21 protein-coding genes are annotated in these 19035 nt (G+C 67.8%); 6 read left to right on the top strand and 15 right to left on the bottom strand.

The features are described 5' to 3' along the window. Positions 1–64: 64 nt before the first annotated feature. A complete protein-coding gene (locus AC5RUK_RS11825; protein ID WP_494152289.1) occupies positions 65–1030 on the top strand; it encodes a quinone oxidoreductase family protein in 966 nt (321 codons plus the stop codon). Positions 1031–1148: 118 nt separating this feature from the next. Here the strand turns inward: AC5RUK_RS11825 and AC5RUK_RS11830 are convergent, their stop codons facing one another. The 3 genes from AC5RUK_RS11830 to pheS all read right to left on the bottom strand — a co-directional run bounded on the left by AC5RUK_RS11830 (position 1149) and on the right by pheS (position 5561). Beyond that, entirely contained in the window at positions 1149–1859 is a 711-nt protein-coding gene (locus AC5RUK_RS11830) for a 4'-phosphopantetheinyl transferase family protein (RefSeq protein ID WP_493988214.1), read from the bottom strand. Between the two features lie 83 nt (positions 1860–1942). Further along, positions 1943–4486 (bottom strand): phenylalanine--tRNA ligase subunit beta, encoded by a 2544-nt coding sequence (pheT, locus tag AC5RUK_RS11835; RefSeq protein WP_494152290.1) that lies wholly within the window; start codon positions 4484–4486, stop codon positions 1943–1945. 4 nt (positions 4487–4490) lie between these two features. Further along, a complete protein-coding gene (pheS, locus tag AC5RUK_RS11840) occupies positions 4491–5561 on the bottom strand; it encodes a phenylalanine--tRNA ligase subunit alpha (protein ID WP_493988212.1) in 1071 nt (356 codons plus the stop codon). A 108-nt stretch (positions 5562–5669) separates the two neighbouring features. On the opposite strand from pheS, the gene AC5RUK_RS11845 reads away from it, so the two are divergent. Then, entirely contained in the window at positions 5670–6125 is a 456-nt protein-coding gene (locus tag AC5RUK_RS11845) for a hypothetical protein (protein ID WP_494152291.1), read from the top strand. A gap of 92 nt (positions 6126–6217) precedes the next feature. Beyond that, complete coding sequence (locus tag AC5RUK_RS11850; protein ID WP_494152292.1) at positions 6218–7246, top strand: Rv2578c family radical SAM protein; 1029 nt, start codon at positions 6218–6220, stop codon at positions 7244–7246. Positions 7247–7288: 42 nt separating this feature from the next. Here the strand turns inward: AC5RUK_RS11850 and AC5RUK_RS11855 are convergent, their stop codons facing one another. After that, positions 7289–7729: a (deoxy)nucleoside triphosphate pyrophosphohydrolase gene (locus tag AC5RUK_RS11855; RefSeq protein WP_494152441.1), complete on the bottom strand. Its 441-nt coding sequence runs from the start codon at positions 7727–7729 to the stop codon at positions 7289–7291. Between the two features lie 215 nt (positions 7730–7944). Between AC5RUK_RS11855 and AC5RUK_RS11860 the strand changes: the two genes are divergently transcribed. Further along, positions 7945–9150 (top strand): MFS transporter, encoded by a 1206-nt coding sequence (locus tag AC5RUK_RS11860; RefSeq protein ID WP_494152293.1) that lies wholly within the window; start codon positions 7945–7947, stop codon positions 9148–9150. 103 nt (positions 9151–9253) lie between these two features. Here the strand turns inward: AC5RUK_RS11860 and AC5RUK_RS11865 are convergent, their stop codons facing one another. From AC5RUK_RS11865 to infC, 4 genes are all read right to left on the bottom strand, one after another. Further along, a complete protein-coding gene (locus AC5RUK_RS11865) occupies positions 9254–10177 on the bottom strand; it encodes a TrmH family RNA methyltransferase (protein ID WP_494152294.1) in 924 nt (307 codons plus the stop codon). Between the two features lie 44 nt (positions 10178–10221). After that, complete coding sequence (gene rplT, locus AC5RUK_RS11870) at positions 10222–10890, bottom strand: 50S ribosomal protein L20, sunset domain variant (protein ID WP_493988207.1); 669 nt, start codon at positions 10888–10890, stop codon at positions 10222–10224. Between the two features lie 116 nt (positions 10891–11006). After that, on the bottom strand, positions 11007–11201 hold the full coding sequence (gene rpmI, locus AC5RUK_RS11875; protein ID WP_493977772.1) for a 50S ribosomal protein L35: 195 nt from the start codon (positions 11199–11201) through the stop codon (positions 11007–11009). Between the two features lie 145 nt (positions 11202–11346). Continuing rightward, positions 11347–12381: a translation initiation factor IF-3 gene (gene infC, locus AC5RUK_RS11880; RefSeq protein ID WP_494152295.1), complete on the bottom strand. Its 1035-nt coding sequence runs from the start codon at positions 12379–12381 to the stop codon at positions 11347–11349. A 340-nt stretch (positions 12382–12721) separates the two neighbouring features. On the opposite strand from infC, the gene AC5RUK_RS11885 reads away from it, so the two are divergent. Next, on the top strand, positions 12722–13141 hold the full coding sequence (locus tag AC5RUK_RS11885; RefSeq protein WP_493988205.1) for a DUF1844 domain-containing protein: 420 nt from the start codon (positions 12722–12724) through the stop codon (positions 13139–13141). Positions 13142–13237: 96 nt separating this feature from the next. On the opposite strand, the gene AC5RUK_RS11890 is transcribed toward AC5RUK_RS11885, so the two are convergent. The 7 genes from AC5RUK_RS11890 to AC5RUK_RS11920 form a co-directional block, all read right to left on the bottom strand. Beyond that, positions 13238–14086 carry an SseB family protein gene (locus AC5RUK_RS11890; protein ID WP_494152296.1) on the bottom strand — a complete coding sequence of 283 codons (849 nt, stop codon included), beginning with the start codon at positions 14084–14086 and terminating at the stop codon, positions 13238–13240. Between the two features lie 9 nt (positions 14087–14095). Further along, entirely contained in the window at positions 14096–14836 is a 741-nt protein-coding gene (gene priA, locus AC5RUK_RS11895; protein WP_494152297.1) for a bifunctional 1-(5-phosphoribosyl)-5-((5-phosphoribosylamino)methylideneamino)imidazole-4-carboxamide isomerase/phosphoribosylanthranilate isomerase PriA, read from the bottom strand. Between the two features lie 47 nt (positions 14837–14883). Continuing rightward, positions 14884–15045: a hypothetical protein gene (locus AC5RUK_RS11900; RefSeq protein WP_493988203.1), complete on the bottom strand. Its 162-nt coding sequence runs from the start codon at positions 15043–15045 to the stop codon at positions 14884–14886. Between the two features lie 2 nt (positions 15046–15047). Further along, the gene (gene hisH, locus AC5RUK_RS11905; RefSeq protein WP_494152298.1) at positions 15048–15689 is read right to left on the bottom strand and encodes an imidazole glycerol phosphate synthase subunit HisH; all 642 of its coding nucleotides are present in this window, start codon (positions 15687–15689) and stop codon (positions 15048–15050) included. Continuing rightward, complete coding sequence (gene hisB / locus AC5RUK_RS11910; RefSeq protein ID WP_493988201.1) at positions 15686–16303, bottom strand: imidazoleglycerol-phosphate dehydratase HisB; 618 nt, start codon at positions 16301–16303, stop codon at positions 15686–15688. Before hisB ends, hisH begins: the two co-directional genes overlap by 4 nt. A gap of 54 nt (positions 16304–16357) precedes the next feature. Next, on the bottom strand, positions 16358–17467 hold the full coding sequence (locus AC5RUK_RS11915; protein ID WP_494152299.1) for a histidinol-phosphate transaminase: 1110 nt from the start codon (positions 17465–17467) through the stop codon (positions 16358–16360). 72 nt (positions 17468–17539) lie between these two features. Next, positions 17540–17893, bottom strand: a complete 354-nt coding sequence (locus tag AC5RUK_RS11920; RefSeq protein WP_494152300.1) for a LysM peptidoglycan-binding domain-containing protein — start codon at positions 17891–17893, stop codon at positions 17540–17542. A gap of 298 nt (positions 17894–18191) precedes the next feature. Here AC5RUK_RS11920 and lexA point away from each other — a divergent pair, with 298 nt between their 5' ends. Then, on the top strand, positions 18192–18941 hold the full coding sequence (gene lexA / locus AC5RUK_RS11925; protein ID WP_493988198.1) for a transcriptional repressor LexA: 750 nt from the start codon (positions 18192–18194) through the stop codon (positions 18939–18941). Positions 18942–19035: the final 94 nt, after the last annotated feature.

Raw genomic sequence — 19035 nt, forward strand, 5'->3', positions numbered from 1 at the left:
CCGGCCCGCCGTGGCCGATTCCTGCCGGCACCGACAGCCCCGAGCACGTTTAAGGAGACCCTACATGGCCAAGGCAATCGTGGCCGCCGCTCCCGGCGGTCCGGAAGTACTGCAACTGCGCGAGGTCGACACGCCGCAGCCCGGCCCGGGCCAACTGCTGGTGAAGGTGGCCGCGGCAGGTGTGAACTTCGTCGAGACCTATGAGCGCAGCGGCGTCTACAACGTCCAATTCCCCTACACGCCCGGCTCCGAAGCGGCCGGCACGGTCGAAGCCGTCGGCGCCGGCGTCGACGGGTTCGCCCCCGGCGACCGCGTCGCCTTCGCCGAAGGCGACCGCACCTACGCGGAGTACACCGTGGTCTCCGCAGAGGCCGCGCTCCCGGTGCCGGAGGGCGTGGCCGACGAAGTGGCGGCCGCCATCCCGCTGCAGGGCATGACGGCGCATTACCTGATCAACTCCAGCTTCAGGGTCCAGCCCGGCCAGACGGTGCTCACCCATGCGGGTGCCGGCGGCGTCGGCCTGATCCTGACACAGTTGCTCAAAGCCAAGGGCGCCCGGGTGATCACCACGGTGTCCACCGACGAGAAGGAAGAACTGGCCCGCAGCGCGGGGGCGGATGAAGTCCTCCGCTACGACGATTTTGCCCGGAAGGTGCACCAACTGACCGCCGGGACGGGCGTGGACGTGGTCTACGACGGTGTCGGCAAGGACACCTTCGACGGTTCGCTGGCCAGCCTGCGTACCCGCGGCATGCTCGTGCTGTTCGGCGGCGCGTCGGGCCAGGTGCCGCCGTTCGACCTGCAGCGGCTCAACCACGCCGGATCGCTGTTCGTCACCCGCCCCAAGCTGGCCGACCATCTGCTGACGCCACAGGAACGGCGCTGGCGTTCTAGCGAATTGTTCGACGCCGTCCTGTCCGGCCGCCTGGACATCCGGATCGGCCGAACATATTCCCTCGCCGAGGCAGCGCAGGCACACGAGGACCTGCAGGCCCGCCGCACCACAGGCAAGCTGCTGCTGGCCCCGTAGCCCCCAGGTGCCGGCAACGCCCGCGGCTCGGTGGATACGCCGGCGTTCCTGGCTCTGGTGGATGAGGAAACCACGGCGGGCGGGCGGAGGGCGGAGCTACTGCTGTCACCCTAGCTGTTCAGCCGTGGACTGCCACAGTTTCCCGGTAGGTGATTTTCGGGTCGGCCGACCCGCCCACCGCCAGCGCCGCGGCGAGACCGGGCGGCACGTCCCCGCCGGCATCCGCCAGCGTGAGGTCCAGCAGTTGCAGCCCGGGGCGGTCCCCTGCTTCCCCGGGCCAGCCGGACAGCTCGGGTTCACCGTCGGCACCGGCGACGCCGATCGTATCCGGTGAGAGCCGCAGGCCATGGCCGGTCGACTTCAGCACGGCCTCTTTCCTGGTCCACAGCCGGGCCCGCAGGAGGCGCGGGTCGGCTGCCCGTTCCACCAGGGTCCGCTCCGATTCGGTGAGCATGACGGCATCGATGTTGTCCTCCGGCCGGAAAGCGTCCGCCCAAGCGTCTTCGATGTCGACTCCGAGCAGCACGGGCCGGAAGGACAGCGCGGCCAGCAGCCAGCGGCCCGAGCGGGCGTAGCTCAGGCGGGCGGGCGCCGGAGCGCCGTCCAGCAGCAGCTGCGGCTGGCCATGCCGGCCATCATTGCCCCGCGGGCATTGGCGGCAGTCGAAGGCGAGCCGCATCCGGTCGGCGTCGACGTTCAGTTCCTGCGCCGCCAGCAGGCGGACGGCTTCACGGGTGCGCGCGCGGATGCTGGGACGCCGGTCCGGCTCGCTGGCGGCCGGGAACCCGTTTTGCAGCTGCACCAACTGCAGTATCACCTGGGCCTTCATGCGTTCCTTTTCCCTTTCCCCCACGACGGCGGGGCCCACCTGCGTCGGTGGGCCCCGCCGTCGTCATTCATGGCAGTAACCGGTTACCGCTGAACGGCACCGCAGCGGGCTGCGGCCAGTTCCACGGCCTGCGCCCGTGCCGCGGAGGCCTCGTCGGCGGTCAGCGTGCGGTCATCCGCCCGGAACCTCAGCCCGAACGCCAGCGATTTCTTCCCGTGCTCTATCCCGGTGCCCGAATAAACGTCGAACAGGGCTACATCTTCCAGCAGTTCGCCGGCGCCTTCCCGCAGCGCCTCGCGGACCGCCTCGGCCGGGATCGACGAATCGACGACCAGCGCTACGTCCTGGGTGGACACGGGGTAGGTGGACAGGTGCTTGGCCACGATCACGTCCGCGGCGGCCTCAAACAGCGCCTCCCCGTCCAGTTCCATGACGGCGGTCCGCGCCGGCAGGTCCCAATCCTGGAGCAGCTTCGGATGCAGCTCGCCGGCGTAGCCGACCACCTCGCCGGTGCGCAGCGACAACTGCGCGGTGCGGCCCGGGTGGAAGGCCTGGTGCTGTCCCTGGGCAACGACCAGTTCAACGCCGAGGACGTCGCCGACAGCCAGTGCGGCGTCCAGAGCGTCCGACCATTCCCAGTGGCGGGGTGTGAACCCTGCGCCCGGTGCCGCCTCGTGCCCGATCAGGACCGCGGCCACGTGCCAGGGCTGGTCGGGGATCCCGGCCTGCAGTTCCTCGAGCACCTCGTCCGATGGCTTGGCGCCCAGCGGGGGCAGGATCGAGGACCCGGTCTTGTCGCCGGGCAGGAACACCAGGCCGCCTTCGTACAACGCCAGATCGCGGAAGCCGCGGGAATGGTTACGGCGTGCGGTCTCCAGCAGGCCCGGCAGCAGGCTGGTGCGCAGGTACCCGAATTCGGCGGAGATCGGATTCGCCAGCTTGACGGCGGCGACCCCGGACCCGGCCTCGGGAGTTCCGAAGGTTTCGTTCTGCCCGGTGGAAACGAACGGGTAGCTGAGCACCTCGGTCAGGCCGGCGTCGGCCAGCGACTGCAGCACGCGGCGGCGCTGCTGCTGGCCACGGGTCAGGCCACGGCCGGGCGGTGCCACCGGCAGGGTGGCCGGAATCCGGTCGTAGCCCACCAGCCGGGCGATTTCCTCGACCAGGTCCTCCTTGATGGCCAGGTCGGGACGCCAGCTGGGCGCCGTGACGCGCAGGCCGCCGTCGTACGCTTCGATGGAAGCGCCGATGCCGGTGAGGGCGGATTCAATCTGCCCCGCGGTGTACTCGAAGCCGATGAGGCGGGAGGCGAACCCGTCGGGCAGGTCGATCTCGACCGGCGCCGGACGTGCCCCGGCATCCGTGGCGGTGGTGTCGGCGGTGCCGCCGGCGAGTTCGACCAGCAGGTCCACGGCACGCTGAGCTGCCTCATCCGCGATTTCCCAGTCCACTCCGCGCTCGTTGCGCCGGGACGCCTCCGACGGCAGCTTGTGCCGGCGGCGGGTGCGGCCCATGGAGACGTCGTCGAAGTGGGCGGACTCAATCAGCACATTGGCGGTTCCGTCCCCGACCTCGGTTTCGGCACCGCCCATCACGCCGGCCAGGCCGATGGCGCCGCGGTCATCGGTGATCAGCAGGTCCTCGGTGGAGAGCCGGCGCTCCTTGCCGTCCAGGGTCACCAGGGTCTCGCCCGGATTGGCCCGGCGCACCACGATGGGGCCCTGAAGCTTGTCCGCATCGTAGAAATGCAGCGGCTGGCCCAGTTCCAGCATCACGTAGTTGGAGATGTCCACGACCAGCGAGATGGAGCGCATGCCGGCCAGGCGCAGCCGGGAGGCCAGCCACTGGGGCGTAGGCCGCGACGGGTCGACGCCGCGGACCGTGCGCGCCACGAAGCGGTCGCAGCCGGGCTTGCCGTAGACCGGAGCCTGGTCTTCGAGCCGGACGGGGTGGCCCTCGCCGGTTGCTTCGGAGACATCGACCCGGCTGGCCGGATCGATGAATTCGGTGCCGGTGGCGAGCGCGTATTCGCGGGCCACGCCACGAATGGAGAAGCAGTAGCCGCGGTCCGGCGTCACGTTGATCTCGGCCGCCTCGTCGGTCAGGCCGAGCAGTTCCATCGCGTCGGTGCCGATTTCGGGGTCGAGGCCCAGCCGGGAGAGCACAATGATGCCGTCGTGGTCGTCGCCGATGCCGAGCTCCCGGGCGGAGGCGATCATGCCGGCGGAAGTGTGCCCGTAGGTTTTGCGCGGGGTGATCCGGAAATCCCCCGGCAGCACGGCGCCGGGCAGCGTCACCACGACCTTGTCGCCAACCTCGAAATTGTGGGCCCCGCAGACGATGCCCTGCACGCCGGACGGGTCGATGCCGTCGCCGGCGAGCGGCTGTCCGGCGCCTTCGGGCGCTACACGGACGTGGCACCAGTTGATGGTCTTGCCGTTAGACTGCGGCTCCTTGACCAGGTCGAGGACCTGGCCCACCACGATCGGCCCGGAGATCGAATCGGACGGACGGTGGACGTCCTCTTCTTCGAGCCCGACCTTGACGAGGTCGGCCATGACGTCCTCGGCGGTGGCGTCTGCGGGAACCTGCGCGTACTCGCGCAGCCAGGAAAGGGGAATACGCATAGTTCTAGATCTCCATCCCGAAGTGCTGGCTGAAGCGGATGTCGCCTTCGATCATGTCGTGCATGTCCGGGACGTCATTGCGGAACATGAGGGTGCGTTCGATCCCCATGCCGAAGGCGAAACCGGAGTAGACCTCCGGATCGATGCCGGCGGCGCGCAGCACATTGGGGTTGACCATGCCGCAGCCGCCCCACTCGATCCAGCGGGGGCCGCCCTTGGCACCCGGGTGCCAGATGTCCATCTCGGCGGAGGGCTCGGTGAACGGGAAGTAGGCCGGGCGCAGCCGGATCTTGGCCTCGGCGCCGAACATCTGCCGGGAGAAGTGCTCCAGGGTGCCGCGCAGGTCGGCCATCGTGAGCCCCTTGTCCACGGCCAGGCCTTCAAACTGGTGGAAAACCGGCGTATGGGTCGCGTCCAGCTCATCGGTGCGGAATGTCCGGCCCGGGCAGAGCACGTACACGGGCAGGTCCCGTTCCAGCATGGAGCGGACCTGCACCGGCGATGTGTGGGTCCGCAGCACCAGATGGGCTTCCGGTGGCTCCACGAAGAAGGTGTCCTGCATCTCCCGGGCGGGGTGGTCCGGCTTGAAGTTCAGGGCGTCGAAGTTGAACCACTCGGATTCCACCTCCGGCCCCTCGGCGACCTCCCAGCCCATGCCCACGAAGATGTCGCTGACCCGTTCCTGCAGCGTGGAGAGCGGGTGCCGGGCACCGGGACGGCGGCGGCGCGGAGCCGCGGTAACGTCCACGGCCTCCTCGACGAGGATCTGCGCCTCCCGTTCGGCTTCCAGTTCGGCGGTGCGGGCGGCCAGCGCCTGGTTAATGCGCCCGCGGGCCGGACCAACGATCTTGCCGGCGGCCGCTTTGTCCTCTTTGGCCAGCTTGCCGATTTCGCGGTTGGCCAGGCTGAGCGGGGATTTCTCGCCGGCGTGGGCGAGCCGGGCAGTCTTGAGCCCGTCCAGGTCGGAGGCAGCCTTAAAAGCCATCACTGCCTGCTCGACGGCGGCGGCAACCGCGGCTTCGTCGAGGGGGCTCGGGACGGGCGGCTCCAGGGCTGGGGGTGTCACGTCAGACATGTGCTGTGGGGACCTCGGATTAGGTTAAAGGGTTTCTGCCCGCGCACGGGCAACCAGTCCAGTCTAGTTCACGGGCTGGCACCGACTCGAAACGCTTACGATAAGCCCATGACGCCGTCCGAGAAGCTGCGTGCCGCCTGGAACCTGGTTAACGGCTCCACCCTGGTGGGACTGGGGCTCGCCGCCGCGGTCCGCTGCAGCCTGCACCCTGGCCCGCACGGCCTGATCCTGGCCCACGGCTTCCGGCCCGGGCTGCCGAAGGCCGCTGCCTTCACCGTGGGCAACGTGGTGCTGTTCCGCGACGCCGCGGCCGGGCTGGCCGGCAACCCGGTGCTGCTGGGCCACGAGTCCCGCCACAGCAGCCAATATGCCTGGTGCCTCGGCCTGCCGTTCCTGCCGCTGTACGCCTGCGCCGCTGCGTGGTCGTGGTGGCGGACCGGCGACCCGGCATCCCGGAACATCTTCGAGCGCTGGGCCGGGCTGCAGTCGGGCGGCTACGCCGAGCGGCGGGTGCGGCGGGGACCGGGACAGCGCGCTTCGCGGCCGAAACGGGCGGCGCGCTGAGTTTCCTTCCGGCCCCCGGGCCTCCGGCTAGATTTCCTGCTGGACTCCCTCGGGCCCTGTCGCCCAGTTCGAAGATGTGTTCTACTTAAAGAATGAGGTGGTCCTCCCAGCAAGCGGAACCCGGAGCGCTGCTCCCGTTGTCCGGACTCGTCCGGAGCGTCCAGACCCCCGGTTTCGCCGGCATCACGTTCCATGAGGTCATGGCCAAGTCCGCGCTGAACCGCGTGGGCGCAGGGTCCCGGATGCCGTTCGAATGGACCATCAACCCCTACCGTGGCTGCAGCCACGCCTGCGTGTATTGCTTCGCCCGCAAGACCCACAGCTACCTTGACCTGGACACCGGGCTCGATTTTGACAGCCAGTTGGTCGTCAAGGTGAACGTGGGCGAGGTTCTCCGGCGCGAGCTTGCCCGGCCGTCCTGGAAGCGCGAACACGTGGCCATGGGCACCAACACTGATCCTTACCAGCGGGCCGAGGGCCGCTACAAGCTGATGCCGGAGATCATCAAGGCCCTGGCCGCGTCGGGAACGCCGTTTTCGATCCTGACCAAGGGCACCTTGCTGGCCCGTGACCTGCCGCTGCTGCGCGAGGCGGCCAGGGACGTTGACGTCGGCATGGGGATTTCGCTCGCCATGACCGACGCGGGATTGGCGCACCGCGTGGAGCCGGGAACACCGACCCCGCGGGCCCGGCTGGAGCTGATCGCCAAGCTGAGCGACGCCGGCCTGCCTTGTTCGGTGATGGCCATGCCGATCCTGCCCTGGCTAACCGACTCGGAGGACGCGCTCGACGAGCTCTGCGCGGCCGTGGCTGCCGCCGGGGCCACCAGCATGACGGCGGGAGCGCTGCACCTGCGTCCCGGCGCCAGGGAATGGTACCTGCAGTGGCTTGCCAAGGAATACCCGCAACTGGTCGGCAGGTACCGCCGCCTCTACGACGGCGGCACGTATGCCGCCAAGGATTATCGACGTTGGCTGGCCGCCCGGGTCGGGGCAGCCAAGCGCCGGCACGGTTTGGAAAACACAGCCCGGCTGCGCGACGTAGCGGTTCGGCCACCGGCGGATCGCCCGGCGGCGCCGGCCGGCGTGCCGGCCGCAGCGGGACAGGCAACCTTGTTCTGAGGGCCCGCAATGTTTGGCCCGCAGGGGGTCCGGCGGGAGCCGTCAGGCGGGACGGTTGGCGGTGTCGCCTGCAGCGGTGAGCACAGCTTCGAGGATCGGAAAATCGGCGGGGATCCAAGGCAAGGCCGCGGCTTCTGCCGCCTCCAGCCGGACCCAGCGCAATTCGTCGTGGTCTTGCAGCGGCTGCGGCAGTCCGTCGGTGATGTAGGCACACCATACCCGCATGGCCGCCGCTTCATTCAGCGGCCACCCCTGCGGGAGCGGGCCGGAGACTTCGGTTCCCAGCTCTATGCCGACTCCCAGTTCTTCGCGGATTTCGCGGCGCAGGGCGTCCTCGCAGCTCTCCCCCGGCTCCACTTTGCCGCCGGGGAACTCCCACAGGCCGGCCAGCGCCTCTGGCGCGGAGCGCCGGGCGGCCAGTAATCTGCTCGGGGCTTCGCGGGCATCGAAGATGGCTGCCCCCACAATCTGTTTCAGGCTCAGTTGCACGCCGATCAGTCTACGGTGCCGGTCGCTCCCGACCCGCCCGGCCCGGACTATGCCGCAGCCCACAGCCCACACGGGTCCGGAATGGGATGCCGCGCGGCCGCGTTGCCGTACAGTGACAGCCGGTGCCCGCAACTGCCGCCCGTGCCGTATGCCGTGGCACGCCAACCCTTGCGCCGGCGCCCACTTGACCGTTCGACCGAAAGCCGATCATGAATTCCCCCACACTCGCCGCCGCCCGGAGGCAGACCGAAAACCGCCGGACGGCGTGGGCCATCGTTGCGCTGGCCATGGGCGGCTTCGGCATCGGCACCACGGAATTTGCCATCATGGGCCTGCTGCAGAACGTGGCGGCCGGCCTGAACGTCTCCATCCCGGAGAGCGGGCACTTGATTTCCGCCTATGCCCTGGGCGTGGTGGTCGGTGCACCGCTGCTCGCCGCCCTCGGAGCCAAGCTTCCGCACAAGCACATGGTTTTGGGGCTGATGGTCCTGTTCACGCTCGGGAACCTCTCGTCGGTGTTCGCGCCCGACTACGCCACGATGCTGGTCACCCGGTTCATTTCCGGCCTGCCGCACGGCGCCTACTTCGGCGTGGCCGCCGTCTTGGCCGCCTCGCTGGTCTCCCCCACCCGCCGCGCGCAGGCGGTCGCCATGGTCATGCTGGGGCTCTCCGTGGCCAACGTCGTCGGCGTGCCGTTGGTGACGTGGCTGGGCCAGCAATACGGCTGGCGGCTGATGTTCGTGGCCGTGGGCATCGTCGGCGCGCTGACCGTACTGATGATCCAGCGTCTGGTCCCCTTCAGCCCCGCGCATGCAGAGGCCGGCATCCGCCGGGAACTCGGCGCGCTGAGACGGATCCAGGTCTGGCTGGCGCTGTTGATTGGCGTGGTCGGTTTCGGCGGATTCTTCGCCGTATATTCCTACATCAGCCCCACCATGACCGAAGTGACGGGTTTGGCCCCGGCCGCCCTGCCGCTGATTGTCGGTCTCTACGGGCTGGGTATGGTCGTCGGCACCTTCATTGGCGGCCGGTTGGCGGACCACTCCGTGATGGGGACCATCTACCAGGTCATGACGGCGATCATCGTGATCCTGGTGTTCTTCTGGGCGGCCTCGTCCGTTGCTGCCCTGGCGATTCCACTCGTTTTCCTCCTCGGTGCCGCAGGATCGAGCCTGATCCCGGCGTTGCAGACCCGCCTCATGGATGCCTCCCCCAACGCCCAGACGCTGGCCGCCTCGCTGAACCATTCGGCGCTGAACATGGCCAATGCCCTCGGTGCTTTCCTAGGCGGCCTCGTGATTTCCTGGGGCTGGGGCTATGCCGCGCCGGCGTTGGTCGGCGCCGGGCTGGCATCCTTGGGACTGGTCATCGCCGGTCTTAGCGGGGCGCTTGAGAAACGGCGCAGCCTCACCTGAGGATCATGCCCCGGCCGGAAGTCCCGGCTTCGCCTGATCCGCAGTGTCAGGATCGTTCGGATGCTGCGTACGGCACGTTCCCGCTTGGGCCGATCGGGAGCAGCTATCCTGCGGGTCCGCGCCGCCGCTGGGACCTTGCGGAGGCATACAGGCAGACCGTGGCGGCCGTGCCGACGTTCAAGCTTTCGGCCTGGCCGTAAACCGGCACGGCCACCCGATGGTCCGCGGCAGCGAGCTCTTCGGACGACAACCCTTGGGCTTCGTTCCCGAAGAACCAGGCGGTAGGCGCCGCCAGATCCGGAAGGCCGGCCCCGCCCTCGTCCCCGGCTGCGGGAGCTTCTCCCAGCCGGGCCAAGGCACTGCGGTCCTGCAAATCGTCCAGATCGATGGTGCCGTAGCCGTCAGCTGCCAGCACGGTTGCGCCGGCGGCGCGTACGGCGGCGGCCACGTCGCCGAAATCGTGCCCGTTAACCACAGGCAGGTGGAAGAGCGATCCGGCCGTGGAACGCACGGCCTTGGGATTGTAGATGTCCACGCTGGAGTTGGTCAGTATCACGGCATCGGCGCCGGCGGAATCGGCCGCCCGCAGGATGGTGCCGGCGTTGCCCGGGTCCTGCACCCGGACCATGACCGCCAGCAGCAGGGGTTTGCTTTGCAGGACCTCGTTCAGCGGCCGGTCCAGGTAGTGGCAGACGGCCACGATCCCCTGGGGGTTGACGGTGTCTGCCATTGCCGCCAGAACCGCATCGGTGGCCAGCCGCAACGGCACGCCGTCGGCGAGGTCCGCCAGTTCAGGCGAGCGGTCCAGGCAGGCTTCGGTGGCGAAGACCTCGGCCACGATGCCGCTGTTTCCGGCGCCAAGATGCGCGCGGTGGGCGGACAGGGCCTCGCGGACAGCCTGCGGGCCTTCGGCCAGGAATTGGCGGCGCTTTAAACGCACCGAGCGCCCGGCAAGCTTTGCCACATCCCTGACCCGATCGGCTCGGGGGTTGGACATGACGGCTTGCGGGCGCCCGGTAGTGCTCATACAGCGACTATAACGTCGCCACATGGGCGTTTATGCATCGGTGCTTATTCGGCGACCTTCTGGCGGGCCTCGCCGCCGGCGGGCTCGAAACCGGCAGCCTTGGCGGCTTCCACGGACTCGAACCAGTACACGGGCGTGGTGTTCTCGTACCAGGTGGAGCCCGGGACGTGGTACTTCTTGGACTGGTTGCCCTTGATGCTGTAGCCGGCGGGAGCGTCCTCGCCGTCAACGGCCTTCACGGCGCCGGCAACTTCGCCCGCTTCAGCGGCAGGCGCGGCGGCCTTGGCGGCCGGAGCGGCCTTGGCGGCGGCAGGCTTGGCGGCGGCGGGCTGACGCTCTGCGGGAGCGGAAGTGTCAGCCGGCAGGGCGTCCTTGGCTACCTGTACCAGCGCGGCGAAGGCGCCGGCGTCGGACACGGCCAGCTCGGCCAGCATGCGGCGGTCGACCTGGACCTCGGCGGCCTTCAGGCCCTGGATGAGGCGGTTGTAGGTCAGGCCGTTGGCGCGGGATGCAGCGTTGATGCGCTGGATCCACAGGCGGCGGAAATCACCCTTGCGCTTGCGGCGGTCGCCGTAGCTGTACACGAACGAGTGCAGCAGCTGTTCCTTGGCCTTGCGGTACAGGCGGGACCGCTGTCCGCGGTATCCGGCAGCCCGGTCCAGGATGACCCGGCGCTTCTTGTGGGCGTTAACCGCCCGCTTCACACGTGCCACGTGCGTACTCCTTTTGATGATTGGTGCCCGGTGTTCGGCCGCCGCAATCGGCGGCCGGGGGCAAAACTAGCTGGATGGTCCTTGCGGCGTCACCGCGCGGACCGGAGGGGAGAAAATCAGATGCCGAGCATCTTCTTGATGTTGCGCACGTCGGCCGGAGCAACGATCTTGTCACTGGCAAGGCGGCGGGTCAGCGTGGAAGGCTTGTGCTCCAGGTAGTGGCGGCGGTTGGCCTGCTGGCGCTTGAGCTTGCCGCTGCCGGTGAGCTTGAAGCGCTTCTTGGCGCCGCTGTGGGTCTTCTGCTTCGGCATGGCTGCCGTTCTCCTTACGTCTCCTCGGGTCGCTGCCGACCGTCGGCTCGTGCGGTGCCGCAAACGGGCACCGGCGGTTTACTTGTTTACCGGCGCCGGGCACGGAACCGTGCCCGGCCGGATGCCGGATGCTCTCTGTACGGTCTTAGTTCTTGGAACCGGACCGGCCAGCAGGTTTGGGTGCTGCAGGCCGCGCTGCCGGCTTGGGCCGGGCGGCGGGCTTGGGTGCTGCGGGCTTGGCCTCGGCCGCGGGGGCTGCGGGCTTCGCCGGAACTGCCGGCTTGGTCTCGGCTGCCGGCTTTGCCTGAGCGGCCGGCTTAGCCTCGGCTGCCGGCTTGGGCTGAGCTGCCGGCTTGGCCTGAGCGGCCGGCTTAGCCTCTGCTTCCACCTCGGCCGCAGGCTCGGCCTCGGCCTCAACCTCGGGCTCCGCCTCGGCTGCAACCGCAGCCTCGGCTTCAGGCTGCTCCGCGGCCTCGACCTCAACTGCGTGCTCAACCTCAGCCGCAGGCTCAGCATCAGTCTGCGCAGGTGCTTCGGCGGTTTCCTCCGGCTGGCTTGCCATCGCGGCAAGGCCTTCCGGCATCAAGTCGCCCAGGCTCTGAGTCAGCGGATCATGGTCGGCTGAGGTGTCCACCTGCTGCTTCTTGGCATCGTTCGTTGCCTTGGCGTCAGCCTTCTGGGCGGCCCGCCGGGCCTCTGCCTTGGCTTCTGCCTTGTTCTTGGTCGGGCCGATCACCATGACCATGTTGCGGCCGTCAATGCGCGGAGTCGATTCGATCACGCCGACCTCGGCGACGTCCTCGGCGAACTTCTGCAGAAGGCGAATGCCCATTTCCGGGCGCTGCTGTTCGCGGCCGCGGAACTGGATCATGGCCTTGACCTTGTCGCCAGCCGCGAGGAACCGCAGCGCGTGGCCGCGCTTGGTCTCGTAGTCGTGCTTGTCGATTTTCAGGCGGAACCGGATTTCCTTGAGCACAGTGTTCGTCTGGTTCTTGCGCGCCTCACGGGCCTTGACCGCAGCCTCATACTTGTACTTGCCAAAATCCATAAGCTTGCACACCGGAGGCTTGGCCTGCGGTGCGACCTCAACCAGGTCAAGATCCGATTCCGTGGCCAGGCGCAGGGCATCCTCAATACGGACGATCCCCACCTGTTCGCCGTTCGGTCCGACTAACCGCACCTCGGGAACGCGGATACGATCATTGATTCTTGGCTCGCTAATGTGTGGCTCCTGTCACTGAAAATCGGCTGCCGCCTGCAATGAAAGAAGGCCTCCCATTGCAAGCGCAATCGAAGGCCTCAAAGTGGCGGCAGGCGGAAACAGCAGACGTTCCACCGGCTGGCCCGGGCGCCCTCAAGTGAAGGTTTCCGGCCTCAGCCTGCCGACCTGGACCCGGCAGCTCTGGCTAGCCATACCGACGGGTGGGAGAGGTCTCCGCTTGCAGATTGAATCCTGCTCCGCACGTGCTTTGAGGCACATAAGTAACGGGATCCAATTGGTCTGTGACAAGCTTACCAGTATGAGCAGCCCAGATAACAATCCGCAGACCGACGGCCACCGCCACAGCTTCGCGCCTGACGCCGGTCCTGCCTCCACCCAGGAACAGGAAGTCCTGGGCCAGATGCGCGACATCGCCGAAGTGCCCGCCGTGGAAGTCATTACTACCGCGGCCGTCCACCTGATGAGCGCCGCCGCCGTTAAGTGCGGCCTGGCCGCCGGCGACGATGCGGAAGAGCTCAAGGACCTGGATGAAGCCCGCAAGCTGATCACCGCACTGGCCGGCTTCGTCACCGCTGCCGCGCCGGAGATCGGCAGCCAGCATGCCGGACCGTTGCGTGATGGCCTCCGCTCCCTGCAGCTCGCCTTCCGCGAAGCATCGGTGATCCAGGACGACCCGGGCAAGGGCCCGGGTGAGAAGTTCACGGGTCCGGTCAACTGACCAGGCTTCCAGTACTGACAAGGACGACGCCGGTGCCACGCACCGGCGTCGTCCTTTTTCTTTGCGCTTCCGGATGAGGCTGCCAGCGGGCGGAACTCAGCGCGTGAACTTCAGCTCCAGCGAATCCACCCGCTCGGCAAACTCCTGCCTGGCTTGGAGCCGCCGTTGGATCCGTCCCGCCAAGGCGCCCAACTCCTCGCGCCCCAGCCCGTCTTGCACCTGCAGGACCAAGCGCAGTTCCGGTCCGTGGCCACCGCCGGCCACTACCGATCCGTCTGCCGCCCGGACCGCGATGCCGGTTCCGGGTTCCACGGACGCGGCCAGGACGGCCTCCTCGCCGCCCGTGGCTTCGGCCACCCATTCCAACAGCGCCGGATCCCGGTACGAGGGCACCCATTCGTGCTGTTTGGCCAACGCCCACACTGCGGGCCGCCGAACCACGAATGTCAGGGCGGCGCCCGGGTCCATAACCATCAGTTCGGCGTCTTCGGACACGGCCGCCAGCGCCGCCCGCGGTGCCTCGACGGCAACCGGCCGGGCCTGGGGATGCCAGGCTTCCAGAGCGGCCGTGTTGCTGAATACCGGCAGTGCCCGGCGCCCATCCGGCGCCTGCAACGTCACCACGGCCATGTCCGCCTGTTTATCCGACGTCAGGCCGTGGCTGCCCTCGGCTTCTTCTCCCAGCGTCGCCACGATGGGCACGAAAACGCGGGCATTCGCCAGGGCAGCCACTACTTCCGCTTCGCCGCCGGTTCCGGCGGCAAGCCATTGCAGCGCCGCCTCGTAGCCGGGATCCGCGCTGCCGTCGTCGTGGTCGAACTGATGGAGCGGATTTCCTTCACCACTCAGGTCCCGCCCGGCCCAGCTTTGGCCGGCAGAGTCCCCCGCGCCGCCGGCTCCCGCCAGCGCAGCGGCAATATGGGCGGGCAGCTCCTTCTTGCCCATGCTGGTCTCTCAGCGCCGTCCGGCAACGTCGAGCGCTTCGGGCAGCGTGAACTTGCCCGCGTACAGGGCCTTGCCCACAATCGCTCCCTCAACTCCGGCCGGAACCAGTGCGCGCAGCGTCCGCAGATCATCCAGGCTGGAGATCCCGCCGGAGGCCACCACCGGCTTGTCGGTCCGCTCGCACATCTGCCGGAGCAAATCCACGTTGGGTCCACGCAGTGTTCCGTCCTTGGTCACATCGGTCACCACGTACCTGGCGCAGCCGGCGTCTTCGAGGCGGGCCAGCACCTCCCAGAGGTCGCCGCCATCCTGCGTCCAGCCGCGGGCCGCCAGCGTGGTGCCACGGACATCGAGGCCGACGGCGATGGCGTCCCCGTGCCGTTCAATGGCGCGGGCCGTCCACTCCGGGTTTTCCAGGGCGGCGGTTCCCAGATTGACACGTGCGGCCCCGAACTCAAGCGCACGCTCCAATGAAGCGTCGTCGCGGATGCCGCCGGACAGCTCCACCTTGATTTTCAGTTCGTCGGAGACCCGGCGGAGCACTTCCGTGTTGTTGCCCCGGCCGAACGCCGCGTCGAGGTCCACCAGGTGCACCCATTCCGCCCCGTCGTTTTGCCATGCCAGGGCGGCTTCCAGCGGGTCTCCGTAGCCGGTCTCGCTGCCGGCTTCGCCTTGGACCAGCCGGACGGCCTGGCCGTCGGCAACATCGACTGCGGGCAAGAGTTCGAGGATGGAGGTTTGGTTCGTCATGGTTCTTCCGCTTTCTGCGCGCCGTCAGCTGCGCGGGATGGATGTGGTTACTCGGCCGGGCCGAGGGTGAGCAGGTAGGCAGCCAGCAGCGACATGCCGGCGAGGATCCAGAAGACGATAACCAACCACTTGGACAGCCGCTGCTGCCGGAACGAGATGGCGCCGCCGGCCAGCAGCCCGGCCAGGGCCATCAGGAGAATGCTGCCCATGGCTACCTCAGCGCCTTCAGCCAGTTGCGCAGCAGCTCGGCGCCGGCGTCTCCTGACTTTTCCGGATGGAACTGGGTAGCACTCAGCGGACCGTTTTCAACGGCCGCTATGAACGGGGCGCCGTGCGTGGACCACGTCACCAGCGGCGGTGTCATCGCGGGTTGGGTCACATCGAAGTTCCAGTGCTGCACACCGTAGGAGTGCACAAAGTAGAAGCGCTCGTCTTCGATTCCGGCAAACAGCCGGCTGCCCTCCGCGGCGTCCACGGTGTTCCACCCCATGTGGGGGACGACCTCCGCCGGCAACGCTTCCACGGTTCCCGGCCATTCCCCCACACCCTGCGTGCGCACGCCATGTTCAACGCCTTCTTCGAACATGACCTGCAGGCCCACGCAGATGCCCAGCACGGGCCGTCCGCCGGCCACCCGGCGTCCAATCCAGCGAAGCGCGTCCACGGACTTTAGCCCCTTCATGACCGTGGCGAAGGCGCCGACCCCGGGAACCAACAGCCCGTCGGCCTCCAGGACGTCGTCGGAGGCATGGCTCAGCGTGACGTCGGCTCCCACATGCTCCAGCGCACGGACTGCCGAGCGCACGTTCCCGGAGCCGTAGTCCAGTACCGTGACCTTGGGCGCAGCGGTCACAAGGCCCCCTTCGTCGAGGGAATGCCCTCGACACGTGGATCGGCTTCGACGGCGGCGCGAAGCGCCCGGGCGAAGGCCTTGAACTGGGCCTCGACGATGTGGTGGGGGTCCCTGCCACCCAGCACGCGCATGTGCAGGCAGATCTGGGCGTGCAGTGTGATCGATTCGAAGACGTGGCGGGTCAGCGACCCGGTGAAGTGCCCGCCGATCAAGTGGTACTCCTGGCCTGCCGGTTCTCCCGCGTGCACCAGGTAGGGCCTGCCGGAGATGTCCACGACGGCGTGGGCCAGCGCTTCGTCCAGGGGCACCGTTGCTTCGCCGAACCGGCGGATTCCGGCCTTGCTGCCCAGTGCCTCCTTCAGGGCCTCCCCGATCGTGATGGCGACGTCTTCGACGGTGTGGTGCGCGTCGATGTGCGTGTCTCCGCTGGCCTTCACGGTCAGGTCGACCAGCGAGTGCTTCGACAGGGCGGTGAGCATGTGGTCGTAGAACGGCACGGTGGTGCTGATCTCGGAGCGGCCGGTGCCGTCGAGGTCCAGTTCAACCAGCACGGACGACTCGCTGGTGATGCGTTCGAGGCGTGCGGTACGTCCGGTGGTGGTTTCCACGGTCATGGGAGTCCTTTGACGAATTGGTCGACCGGCGCAAACCGGTTCGCTCTTACTAGTTTAGGAGACGGGGCTCGCCACGAGGGCCTTGATGCCGTCGAGGAAGGCTGTGGTCTCGGCCTCAGTGCCGGCGGTCACCCGCAAGTGGCCGGGGATCCCTACGTCGCGGATCAGCACACCGGCTTCCAGGAGTCCCTGCCACACGGAGCGGGGGTCCTCCAGCCCGCCGAAAAACACAAAGTTTGAGTCGGACGGCGCCGGTTTAAGCCCCAGTCCGGTCAGCCCGTCGACAATGCGGTCCCGCTGAGCCTTGATGTCCTCAACATTGGCCAGCAGGGCATCGGCATGCTCCAAGGCGGCCAGGGCCGTTGCCTGCGTCACCGCCGAGAGGTGGTAGGGCAAGCGGACCAGCCGCAGCGCGTCGGTAATCTGCGGGGCGGCGGCAAGGTACCCTACCCTGGCGCCTGCCAGCGCGAAGGCCTTGCTCATAGTGCGGGAGACAATGAGTCTCTCCCGCCCCGGCAACAAAGTCAGCGCGCTCGGCGTTCCGGCGTGGGCGAACTCGGCGTAGGCCTCGTCCACGATCACGATGGCCTGGGAGGCCTCGCCTGCTTCATACGCGGCCTCCACGACGTCGAGGCCCAGGGCGGTTCCCGTCGGGTTGTTGGGCGAACAAAGAACGACGACGTTTGCGGCGGAGTCGGCCACGGCAGCGGCGGCAGCGTCCGGCGACAATGTGAAGTCTGCCCCCCGCGGAACAGCCACATAATCCGTGTCCGTCCCGCTGGCCAGCAGCGGGTACATCGAATAGGTGGGCGGGAAGCTCAGCAGGGTACGGCCGGGGCCGCCGAAGGCCTGGAGGATTTGCTGCAGGACTTCATTCGATCCGTTGGCAGCCCAGATGTTCCCTGCGGTGAGGCCGTGCCCCAAGTAGCGGGCCAGTGCCGTTCTCAACTTCGTGAACTCGCGATCCGGATACCGGTTCAGGCCCGCGGCCGCGTCGCTAACGGCCGAGACGATGGCCTGACGGACGGCGTCGGGCAGTCCGTGGGTGTTTTCGTTGACATTCAGGAGGACGGGAACCTCCAACTGGGGCGCACCATAGGGCTCCAAGCCCCGAAGATTGTCCCGCAACGGCAGGCGGTTCAGGCGTTCTAACTGCTCACTCACCGGTCCAGTTTAAGCTTCGGCCCGCCCGGGGCAGGAATCGGGCGGGCCGAAGCAGCTCATGTTACGGCTGCCTCAGCGCGCGGACGGGACCAGCAGCTGCTGGCCGGCATGGACGATGTCTCCCTGGAGGCCGTTCAATTGCGCGATCTCGAAAATGACATCGTGAGGGTTGCGGTCGGGGGCGGACCGTACCGCCACGTCCCACAGCGTCTGGCCGCTGCCAACCGTGACAGTTGACGCCGGCCCCGGCCCCAGCCCCCCGGCGGCGGCCATTGCCGGCGCCGTGAAGAAACCGATCAAGGTCAGGGCGGCGGCCGCGGCCAGCATCAGCGGCAGGCCAATCAGCAACAAACGGCCTCTGCGGGTCAGCCGGAGGTTGGTGCTGGTACGGACGCCGGCGGCCTGCGGTGCGAGCTGGGCGGACATGGTGTCACCTTTCCGATTTTCGATCTATTTCGGCTGGTTTCGATCGTCTGGCTGTCGCGTTCGAATATATCTTCGAACGTCTCTCCTACAGTTCTAGCACTGGTGATCGAACATTGTCGAGACTCAGTCGAACAAATGTTTGAAATTCACCACCGCCTCGCCTAGCGTTGGAAGCGTCAAGCGGCGGTAAGAGCAGTGCACCAGCCGCCACCGACAAAACAGCCGAGACAACAATCCATGCGCGGTTCCGCTACCGCAGCACCGGCGCGTGGACCACTACGGGAGACCGGGGCCGGATATGTCCGAAGAGAGCACCACCAAAGCCGGAGCCAGGCGACGCGGCCGACCCGTCAAAGTGGGACGCAGCCTGACGCCGCGGCAGAAGAAGATCCTGGAGACGATCCAGCGATCCGTCATGTCCAACGGATACCCTCCGTCGATGCGCGAGATTGGTGACACCGTCGGCTTGGCGAGCCTGTCCAGCGTCACGCATCAGCTGGCCCAACTCGAGAAGATGGGCTACATCAGGCGCGACCCTAAGCGTCCCCGTGCGATGGAAATCCTGACTCCGCTGACACTCGAGCACGGGGGTGTGGAAATCGTCGGAGTCGATGAACCGCAGCAGCTGCGCAGCTCCAGCGGCGTTGCAGTATCTGAACTCACCACGTCGTCCGACACGGCGATGGTGCCGCTGGTGGGACGGATCGCGGCAGGCGGGCCGATCCTGGCGGATCAGGCGGTCGAGGACGTCATGCCCCTGCCTCGTCAGCTCGTGGGCCACGGCGAGTTGTTCATGCTCAGGGTTTCGGGCGATTCAATGATCGATGCGGCTATCTGTGACGGCGACTGGGTAGTGGTGCGCCAGCAGCACACGGCCGAGAACGGCGACATCGTGGCGGCGCTGCTCGACGACGAAGCCACGGTCAAGACCTTCCGGCAGCGCGACGGACACACCTGGCTGCTGCCGCAGAACACCCAGTACGAACCGATTCTGGGAGACCACGCAACCATCATGGGCAAGGTTGTCTCGGTGATGCGGGCCCTCTGACCCGCCGCAAGCTACTCAGTTCCCCCTCTGCCGGTCAGCGGGAGACTTCGCCCGTGCCCGGTTTGCGGGCGGACGACCGCTCCCGCGTGGCTGC

It is taken from the genome of Arthrobacter sp. Y3223065 (assembly GCF_059090885.1).

Coding starts and splice junctions, on each gene's coding strand:
- rpmI (WP_493977772.1), bottom strand. CDS start 11,201: ATGCCGAAGCAGAAGACCCACAGCGGCGCCAAGAAGCGCTTCAAGCTC.
- AC5RUK_RS11850 (WP_494152292.1), top strand. CDS start 6,218: ATGAGGTGGTCCTCCCAGCAAGCGGAACCCGGAGCGCTGCTCCCGTTG.
- AC5RUK_RS11920 (WP_494152300.1), bottom strand. CDS start 17,893: ATGTCCGCCCAGCTCGCACCGCAGGCCGCCGGCGTCCGTACCAGCACC.
- AC5RUK_RS11860 (WP_494152293.1), top strand. CDS start 7,945: ATGAATTCCCCCACACTCGCCGCCGCCCGGAGGCAGACCGAAAACCGC.
- lexA (WP_493988198.1), top strand. CDS start 18,192: ATGTCCGAAGAGAGCACCACCAAAGCCGGAGCCAGGCGACGCGGCCGA.
- priA (WP_494152297.1), bottom strand. CDS start 14,836: ATGACGAACCAAACCTCCATCCTCGAACTCTTGCCCGCAGTCGATGTT.
- AC5RUK_RS11885 (WP_493988205.1), top strand. CDS start 12,722: ATGAGCAGCCCAGATAACAATCCGCAGACCGACGGCCACCGCCACAGC.
- AC5RUK_RS11825 (WP_494152289.1), top strand. CDS start 65: ATGGCCAAGGCAATCGTGGCCGCCGCTCCCGGCGGTCCGGAAGTACTG.
- AC5RUK_RS11890 (WP_494152296.1), bottom strand. CDS start 14,086: ATGGGCAAGAAGGAGCTGCCCGCCCATATTGCCGCTGCGCTGGCGGGA.
- AC5RUK_RS11865 (WP_494152294.1), bottom strand. CDS start 10,177: ATGAGCACTACCGGGCGCCCGCAAGCCGTCATGTCCAACCCCCGAGCC.
- AC5RUK_RS11900 (WP_493988203.1), bottom strand. CDS start 15,045: ATGGGCAGCATTCTCCTGATGGCCCTGGCCGGGCTGCTGGCCGGCGGC.
- AC5RUK_RS11845 (WP_494152291.1), top strand. CDS start 5,670: ATGACGCCGTCCGAGAAGCTGCGTGCCGCCTGGAACCTGGTTAACGGC.
- pheT (WP_494152290.1), bottom strand. CDS start 4,486: ATGCGTATTCCCCTTTCCTGGCTGCGCGAGTACGCGCAGGTTCCCGCA.
- hisB (WP_493988201.1), bottom strand. CDS start 16,303: ATGACCGTGGAAACCACCACCGGACGTACCGCACGCCTCGAACGCATC.
- AC5RUK_RS11830 (WP_493988214.1), bottom strand. CDS start 1,859: ATGAAGGCCCAGGTGATACTGCAGTTGGTGCAGCTGCAAAACGGGTTC.
- pheS (WP_493988212.1), bottom strand. CDS start 5,561: ATGTCTGACGTGACACCCCCAGCCCTGGAGCCGCCCGTCCCGAGCCCC.